Annotated in this window: 6 protein-coding genes; 2 read left to right on the top strand and 4 right to left on the bottom strand. The window is 66.5% G+C overall.

What is annotated here, in order from left to right:
* Both VMJ11_RS07120 and VMJ11_RS07115 read left to right on the top strand, forming a co-directional pair.
* Window positions 1–1,484, top strand: a 1,484-nt coding sequence (locus tag VMJ11_RS07120; protein WP_325618336.1) for a DNA gyrase subunit A, incomplete at its 5' end; no start/stop codon positions are given.
* 177 nt (window positions 1,485–1,661) lie between these two features.
* Window positions 1,662–2,120, top strand: a complete 459-nt coding sequence (locus VMJ11_RS07115) for a CopD family protein (protein ID WP_325618334.1) — start codon at window positions 1,662–1,664, stop codon at window positions 2,118–2,120.
* Window positions 2,121–2,232: 112 nt separating this feature from the next.
* Here VMJ11_RS07115 and VMJ11_RS07110 read toward each other — a convergent pair whose 3' ends face one another.
* From VMJ11_RS07110 to VMJ11_RS07095, 4 genes are all read right to left on the bottom strand, one after another.
* The gene (locus VMJ11_RS07110) at window positions 2,233–3,438 is read right to left on the bottom strand and encodes a chromate transporter (protein ID WP_325618332.1); all 1,206 of its coding nucleotides are present in this window, start codon (window positions 3,436–3,438) and stop codon (window positions 2,233–2,235) included.
* A gap of 143 nt (window positions 3,439–3,581) precedes the next feature.
* Window positions 3,582–5,918, bottom strand: coding sequence for a bifunctional diguanylate cyclase/phosphodiesterase (locus VMJ11_RS07105; protein WP_325618340.1), 2,337 nt, complete (start codon window positions 5,916–5,918; stop codon window positions 3,582–3,584).
* Window positions 5,919–6,483: 565 nt separating this feature from the next.
* Window positions 6,484–7,398: a PhzF family phenazine biosynthesis protein gene (locus VMJ11_RS07100; RefSeq protein ID WP_325618331.1), complete on the bottom strand. Its 915-nt coding sequence runs from the start codon at window positions 7,396–7,398 to the stop codon at window positions 6,484–6,486.
* Between the two features lie 164 nt (window positions 7,399–7,562).
* Complete coding sequence (locus VMJ11_RS07095; protein ID WP_325618330.1) at window positions 7,563–8,027, bottom strand: RidA family protein; 465 nt, start codon at window positions 8,025–8,027, stop codon at window positions 7,563–7,565.
* Window positions 8,028–8,038 lie beyond the last annotated feature (11 nt).

Raw genomic sequence — 8,038 nt, 5'->3', positions numbered from 1 at the left:
AGATCGAGGAACTCACGAACCCGAAGCTCAAGCTCGGCAAGAAGACGCTCACGCCCGAGCAGCTGCAGAGCAAGCAGACCATGCTCGCGCTGCTCGATGCCGTGCGCGACGAGTCGGGCAAGGATGCACCCGTGCGCCTCGTGTTCGAGCCGAAGACGAGCCGCATCGATCAGTCCGAATTCGTCAATTCGCTGCTCGCGAACACGAGCCTCGAGTCGAACGCATCGCTCAATCTCGTGATGATCGGCGCCGATGGGCGTCCGCGTCAGAAGGGCATCAGCGAGATCCTCGGCGAGTGGATCGGCTTCCGCTTCGCGACGGTCACGCGCCGCACTAAATACCGTCTCACCAGGGTCGACGACCGCATCCATATCCTCGAAGGGCGGATGATCGTCTTCCTCAATATCGACGAGGTCATCCGCATCATCCGCGAGTCGGACGAACCCAAGAGCGCCTTGATGAGCGCGTTCGGGCTCTCCGAGCGCCAGGCCGAGGACATTCTCGAAATCCGTCTGCGCCAGTTGGCGCGCCTGGAAAAGATCAAGATCGAGAAGGAACTCGCGGAACTGCGCGAGGAAAAGGCGAAGCTCGAAGAACTGCTTGCGAACGAGTCGTCGATGAAGCGGCTCATCGTGAGGGAAATCGAAGCCGACGCGAAGCAGTACGGCGACGACCGCCGCACGCTCATCCAGCAGGAAAAGCGCGCGAGCTTCGAGGTGCGCGTGGTGGACGAGCCGGTCACGGTGGTCGTTTCGCAGAAGGGCTGGGTGCGTGCGCTCAAGGGGCACGGGCTCGACACGCAAGGATTCACGTTCAAGGCCGGCGACGGCCTGTACGCCGCGTTCCAGTGCCGCACGCCCGACACGCTCATCGCGTGGGGCAGCAACGGGCGCGTCTATTCGGTGGCGATCGCGAACCTGCCAGGCGGCCGTGGCGACGGCGTGCCGGTCACGTCGCTCATCGAACTCGAAGCGGGCACGCATTTGCTGCATTACTTCGCGGCGAACGCGGAGCAGCAATTGCTCCTCGCGTCCAGCAACGGCTTCGGCTTCATCGCGAAGATCGGCGACATGGTGAGCCGCGTGAAGGCGGGCAAGTCGTTCATGACGATCGATGAGGGCTGCGCACCGCTCGCGCCGATGCCGATGCTGCCCGACGCGATTCAGGTGGCGTGTCTCTCGTCGAGCGGGCGCCTGCTCGTGTTCGGCCTCGACGAGATGAAGACGCTTTCGGGCGGCGGGCGCGGCGTGACGCTGATGCAGCTCGACGATGATGGCAAAACGCGCGAAACGCTCGTGCAGGCGCTCGCCATCAGCGCGGCGGGTGTCGTGCTCGTGGGCACGGGCCGCGGCGGCAAGGCGGGCGAGGACCTGATGGCGGGGGCGGTGCTCGCGCCGCAGATCGGCAAGCGCGCACGCAAGGGCCGCGCGCCGGATTCGAAGCTCAAGGTCGTCACGGGCATGCGCCCGGTGCTGCCGCAGTAAAGTGCGAGGGCTGGCTTCGGCGCCCGGCGCATATCTGGCCCGAACGGCTGCGCGGCATGAAATAATGCTGCGCAAAGCCGCTCTGGAGCGATGCATGGGACCTGAGTCTCGCGCGAAAGCGCGAATTCTGGTCGGCAGCCGGATCCGGATACTTACACGTCACGAGGGAATTCAAGCATGGGCCATGCGATCGAAATCGCGCTCTTTCTGCATCTGCTGGGCGTCGCCGTGTGGGTGGGCGGCATGATCTTCGCGCACTTCTGCCTGCGTCCGGCGCTCGAAGACCTCTCGCCGCAACTTCGGCTGCCGCTCTGGGAGTCGGTGTTCAGCCGCTTCTTCAACTGGGTGGGCGTGGCGGTCATCGTGATCCTGCTCACCGGCGGCTTCCTCCTCATGCAGTTCGGCGGCGGACACGCCACCTGGCAACTGCATGCGATGGCCGGCCTCGGCGTGCTGATGATGCTGATCTTCGGCCACATCCGCTTCGCCGTGTTTCCGCGCATTCGCCGCGCGGTGCAAGCGCAGAAGTGGCCTGACGGCGCGCGCGCCGTGGGCACGGTGCGCCGGCTCGTCGTCATCAATCTCGTGCTCGGCGTCGTGACGATCGGCGTTGCCGTGCTCGCGCGCGGGTTCTGATCGCCGGCCTTTTCGTCGATACCAGTCGTTTCCTCCGCAACCTTCGGAGAACTGGGGATCAAGACCTGGTTTTATCCCGATCAACTGCTTGACCGGCGCGTGGGTCAGCCGGTCAGGCCCACAGCAGCCACGCCCCGCATGCGAGCCCGACCGTCGCGTAGACCGCGTACGCGGGCAGCTTGAGCTTGCCGAAGCACATCGCCGCGAAAATGGCCGTCAGCAGACAGGACGGTTGCAGCGGCACGTGCCGCACGATATGCCAGACCGCGATCGCGAGGAACGCCGTCGTCGCGGCGCGCAGCACGCGCATGGCGTGCTCGAAGCGCGGGTTCGCCTTCATGCGGTGCAAGTGCCGCTGCGCGAGCAAGATGAGGCAACCCGAAGGCACGAATAGCGCGAGCGTGGCGACGAGCGCGCCCGCCCAGCCATCCACGAGGTAGCCGAAGAAGGGCACCACGTTCAAAAGCGGCCCTGGCGAAAGCGGCGAGAGCGTGAATGCCAGCGTGAATTCGTCGTTCGTGATGCCGACAGTGGGCGTCACGAACAACGTCTTGAGCACCGGCAGCGCCGAAAAGCCGCCGCCGAAGAGGGTCATGCCCGCGCCCGCGAGGCGCGGCCACAACAGCGCCGTGTCGAGCCGGTGGGGCAGGGGCAGCACGAACACGACGATCAGCGCGGCAAGCGCGGCGAGCAAGCGCACGTCGCGTCTCGTCACGCGCAGTTCAAACCGCTCGGAAGGCACGGGGCTCGCGAGCCAGCCCGCGGCGAACGCGGCGACGAGAATCGCCACATAGGCCGCGCCGCTCGCGGCGAGCGCGAGCGCCACGCAGGCGGCGATCGCCACGCCCCATGCGAGGCGGCCGCGCACGAGTGCACGCGTTTGCCGGTACCAGGTCACGCCGATCAGCATGGCGAGCACGGCACTGAAATGATCGAGCAGCGTGCGCGAAGCAACCGCATGCACGAGCGGCGTGCGGTAGAAGATGGCGAACGCCGTCATCAGCGCGAAGAAGGGCAGCACGCTCGCCGCGCCCGCGATCCAGGCGCCCGCGCGTCCGCGTAGCGCATGGCCGAGTTGCACCGCGACGTTGCATCCCACTGGCCCCGGCACCATCCAGGCGAGCGCGACGAAATCCGAGAACGCGGTTTGCGTGAGGCGACGCTCGCGCACGACATAGTGCTGCTCCAGTTGCGCCATCAGCGCGAGACCGCCCCACGAGACCGCGGACAAGGTCAGCACGACGCGAAAGAGCGTCAGGAGCGATTCGTGATCATCGCGGGAAGGCGCCGCGAACGCATCGTTGGTTCGGGTATGCATGGCCGAATCATGCGGGCGGAAGTGCGTGTGAATCTGTGCGCAAAGGCACGCGCTGCAGGCGTGCGAGTCGTGCTTCTATCTGGGGCAACGCGGTCAATACGGCCAACGCGGGCCACGCGGCCAACGCGCGCGAGTGGCAAGCGTCAGCGCGATTGAGGCACGTCGCTCAGGCGCTCGTCGCGGCGATCCTCGCGCCCGGCGTGCGCGCCCGCGGGCTGCGGCGCACTGCATACGCCGAAGCGCTCGATCAGCGCGGGCACGCCTTCCACGGGCACGGGGCGCGAGAACAGGAAGCCTTGCGCCTCGATCGGCCCGAGCGCGGAGAGCCACGCGATCTGCTCCTCGGTCTCGGTGCCCTCCACGACCACCGTGAGCCCGAGCGAGCGCGCGAGATTGACGATCGCCGATACCATCACGCAAACGCTGCGGTCGGCCGGAATCGCCTGCACGAACGAGCGGTCGACCTTGAGCGTGTCGACGGCGAAGCGGTTCAGGTAGGAGAGCGAAGAATAGCCCGTGCCGAAGTCGTCGAGCGCGACGCGCACGCCAAGGCGCTTCAACGCGAAGATCTTCTCGGAGACGAGTTCCGGGTACTCCATCATCGCGGTTTCGGTGATTTCGAGCTCGAGCCGGTGCGCGGCGATGCCGGTTTCCTCGATCGCGCGCGCAACGGTCTCATAGAGGTCGCCGCGCCAGAACTGCACGGCCGAGATGTTGACGGCGAGCGTGAGCGACTCGTAGCCCTGTCGCTGCCACTGCGCGAGTTGGGCACACGCGGTGTGAATCACGAAGTCGCCCACCGGCACGATGAGGCCCGTCGATTCGGCCACCGGAATGAATTCGCCAGCCGGAATGAGCCCGTACTGCGGATGGTTCCAGCGCACGAGCGCTTCGAACCCCGTGATGCAGCGACGGCGCAGGTCGATCTTCGGCTGGTAGGCGAGGAAGAGCTGGTCTTCGGCGAGCGCGACGCGCAACTGCTGCTCCCACTTCATCAGGTGGTCGGCGCGATGGGCGAGCTGCGGCGAGTAGAAGCGAAAGCAGTTGCGCCCGGCCTCTTTCGCGGCGTACATCGCGAGGTCGGCCTTCTTGAGCAGATCGATCTCGCTTTCGTGCGCGACCGCGAAAAGCGCGATGCCCGTGCTCGCGTGCAGCACGAAGGCGCTGCCGCGCACGTCGAACGGATGCGTGAAGGCGGCGTTGGTCGCCTCGGCGAGCGCGATGGCACGCTTTTCGATGTCGTCGCCCTTCACGATCACCACGAACTCGTCGCCGCCGATGCGCGCGAGCGTGCCCGCGCCGCCCACGGCGTCGGCGAGACGCGCGGCGCTCATCTGCAGCACGATGTCGCCGGCGTTGTGGCCGAGCGTGTCGTTCACGGTCTTGAAGTTGTCGAGGTCGATGAAGAGGATCGCGAGCCGCCCGAGGTTGCCAGGCTGCGCGACTTCGTGGCGCAGGCGTTGCAGCGTCGCGTAGCGGTTGGGCAGGCCCGTGAGCAGGTCGTACTGCACGAGCTGCGACATTTCGCGCTCGCGCCCGAGCAGCTTGCCGATCAGGCCCGTCGCCACGGCGAAGAACGAGAGCATGGCGAGCGAGATGAACGTCGCCATCATCAGGTAGACGTCGCGCGTGTGGTTGTAGTCGGCGAACTCCTCGGCCTGCGAGAGGCCGACCAGCACGGCGAGCGGATAGCCGTCGATATGACGGTACGAGACGATGCGCGTGACGTGATCGATCGGGTCGGCGTAGGTGCCCGACACATGCTCTGAAATCGGGTAGACGCCGCTTGCCGAGAACGTGCCGCTCGCGCGTTCGGCGCTGCCCGTGCGGCGCGCGAGCACGGCGCCGGTGTCCGAGATCACGGCGATCACGCCGTCACGGCCGATCGCCGCGTTGTTGTAGAAGTCGCTCGTGAAGTAGCTCGGGTCTTCCGACACCACCACCACGCCCGCGAACGAGCCGTCCGCGTGATTGAGACGGCGCGTCATCTGCAATGTCCAGTGGCCGGACACGCGCCCGAGCACCGGCTTGCTGATGTAGAGCTGGTCGTCGTTCTCGTGCTCGTGAACCTTGAAGTGCTCGCGGTCGGAGAGATCGATGGGCTTGGGGTTCGGGTCGGCCGTGTTGGCGATGAGCCTGCCGTGCTCGTCGATGATCGATACCTGCACGAGCGAGTCGCTCTGTACGACGCCCTTCTCGACGGTGCTCGCGAGATTGAAGTGTTCGGGCGACTTCTCGAACTCGTACTTCACGAAGCGCGTGATCTGGTCGACCTGGTGGATCGCCTTGATGGTGTGCTGCTCGAGCGCCGCCGAGAGGATCGCAGCCGAGGCCGTGGCCTCGTGCATCGTCGCTTCCTTTTCGACCGAGAGGCGCGTGAAGATGACCGCCCACAACAACAGGAGCACCAGTACGCCGAGCAGGGGGATGGCAAGCAGCGCGTGAGGGCGCGTGTAGGTTGGCCTCGACGCGCCGCGCATGCTGGATTCGCGCGAGAACGGACCCCGGGGCGGGCTCATCGTGGCCGCCGTACGCGCGTAACGCCACACCGCGGGTGCGGCGGCCGGGATGGCAACGGAGCGCTCGGATGATTTGGCGGCATGGATAACAGCACGGCTGGGGAATAGGCGTATTGCGCGCGGACAACGAACGCCGGACGCGTCATGCGTCCGATGTTTCGATATTAATGGTTGGGGAATGTTTAAGGAAGCTATGCTCCCTCGGGTATACGCGAGGGCCGCCTCCGCCAATCGTCGGCGCGCATGTGCGGTGCATAAACGCGACGCCATGCATATTGCTGGTGCGCGCGGCGGGGGCGGCCGATGTCGCGTGCCGATGTGCGTGCCGGTGCGTCTGCCGATGTCGCGTGCCGGTGCGCCTGCCGATGTGCGTGCAATAGGCAGGGGGCAGGGCGCCCACGTCGTACAGGGTAAGGCGGGCGCGTGCGCTGTTCGGGCGGGCCCCGCCCGCCTTGTTCCGAGCGTTGCCGTGCCTCGCGGGGCGCTAGCTACGCCCGTTGCGGAGCTGTGCCAGTTGCGTCAGCTCTCAGCCGAGCCGGCAGGTTCCGTCGACAACGGTTACCGAATGGCCGCCTACCCATGTCTTGCGGGCAGCATCGTCGTATGCGACGTGCACGCGCCCGTCACGCCCGAGCGCCGTGCCCTGGCGGACGGTGTAGCGTTCGCCAGGGCGGCGGTTTTGCTCCTCGAGCAGCATGGCGATGGCGGCGTTCGCGCTGCCGGTCACGGGGTCTTCGCCTCTGCCGAGGCCTGTCATCAGGCAACGCACTTCGAAGGTGGCCGGTCCGTGGGCGTCATGCGGGCCGTAGGCGGCAACGCCGTGCGCGCCCACGCTCGCGGCAATCGCCTCGATCGCCGCGTAGTCGACGTCGAGCGCGAGCACCGCTTGCGCCGAGGCAAGGCGCACGACGAGCCAGGGCGCGCCGTTGTCCACGCCACAAGGCGTGGCCGTGAAATCGATGGCGTCCGAGCGCAGCGCCGCGCGCAACGCGTCGTGCTGGTTGGCGGCGAGCGGCGTCATGCGCGCGGGCGGCGCTGCGAAGGCCCATGCGCCGCCGCTCGTTGCCTCGCTTGTTGTGTCACTTGTCACACGCGCATCTGCGGCCAGCTCGATGAGCCCCGCGCCGCATTGCTGCACGAGGCGGCCCGGCGTCTTCGGCTTGCGGCCGCTCTCGAGGAATGCATGTGCCGTGCCAAGCGTCGGGTGGCCCGCAAAGGGCAGTTCGCCTTTTGTCGTGAAGATGCGCACGCGGTAGTCGGCGCGTGCGTCGGTCGGCGCGAGCAGGAAGACGGTTTCCGAGAGATTGGTCCAGCGCGCGATGGCCTGCATCTCGTCGCCACTAAGGCTATCGGCGTCGAATACCACGGCGAGCGGGTTGCCCTTGAAGGGAACCGACGTGAAGACATCGACCTGTTTGAAACGGACGCTGTGCTGGGTCATGGCGGAGCGATCGTAGAGGTAGGAGGGATGGCGCGGTGCAGGATGCGCCAGGTCGCGCGAGCGCGCAATCGGACAAAGCGGAAAAGCGGAAGGGACAGAAATTGCGGAAAGTGCGAAAAAAGAAAGCGCGCGGGCCAGGGTATCGGCCCGCGCGTGGATAACGCTTACTCGACTTCGGCGATCAGTTCGATCTCGACGCACGCGCCAAGCGGAATCTGCGCGACGCCGAAGGCCGAGCGCGCGTGTTTGCCCTTCTCGCCGAACACGTCGGCGATCAGCTCGGACGCGCCGTTCGTGACGATGTGCTGCTCGGTGAAGGTGAGCGTCGAGTTCACGAGGCTCATCAGCTTGACGACGCGCTTGACCTTGTTGAGGTCGCCCGTGTGGGCGTGCAGCGTGGCGAGCAGGTCGATCGCGATCGAGCGCGCGGCGGCCTTGCCGTCCTCGGTCGTGAGCGAGTCGCCGAGCTTGCCGGCCCACACCTTGCCTTCCTTCTTCGCGATGTGACCGGACAGGTACACCGTGTTGCCGCTCTGTGCGCTCATCACGTAGGCCGCGGCGGGCGCGCCTGCCTGCGGCAGTTCGATGCCGAGCTGTTCGAGACGGTCGTAGATGTTGATGTCAGCCATGATCAGGATTC

Origin of the sequence: Paraburkholderia sp. (assembly GCF_035501035.1) — a bacterium.
Classification (GTDB): domain Bacteria; phylum Pseudomonadota; class Gammaproteobacteria; order Burkholderiales; family Burkholderiaceae; genus Paraburkholderia.
This window is presented reverse-complemented; position numbering and strand designations above follow the sequence as displayed.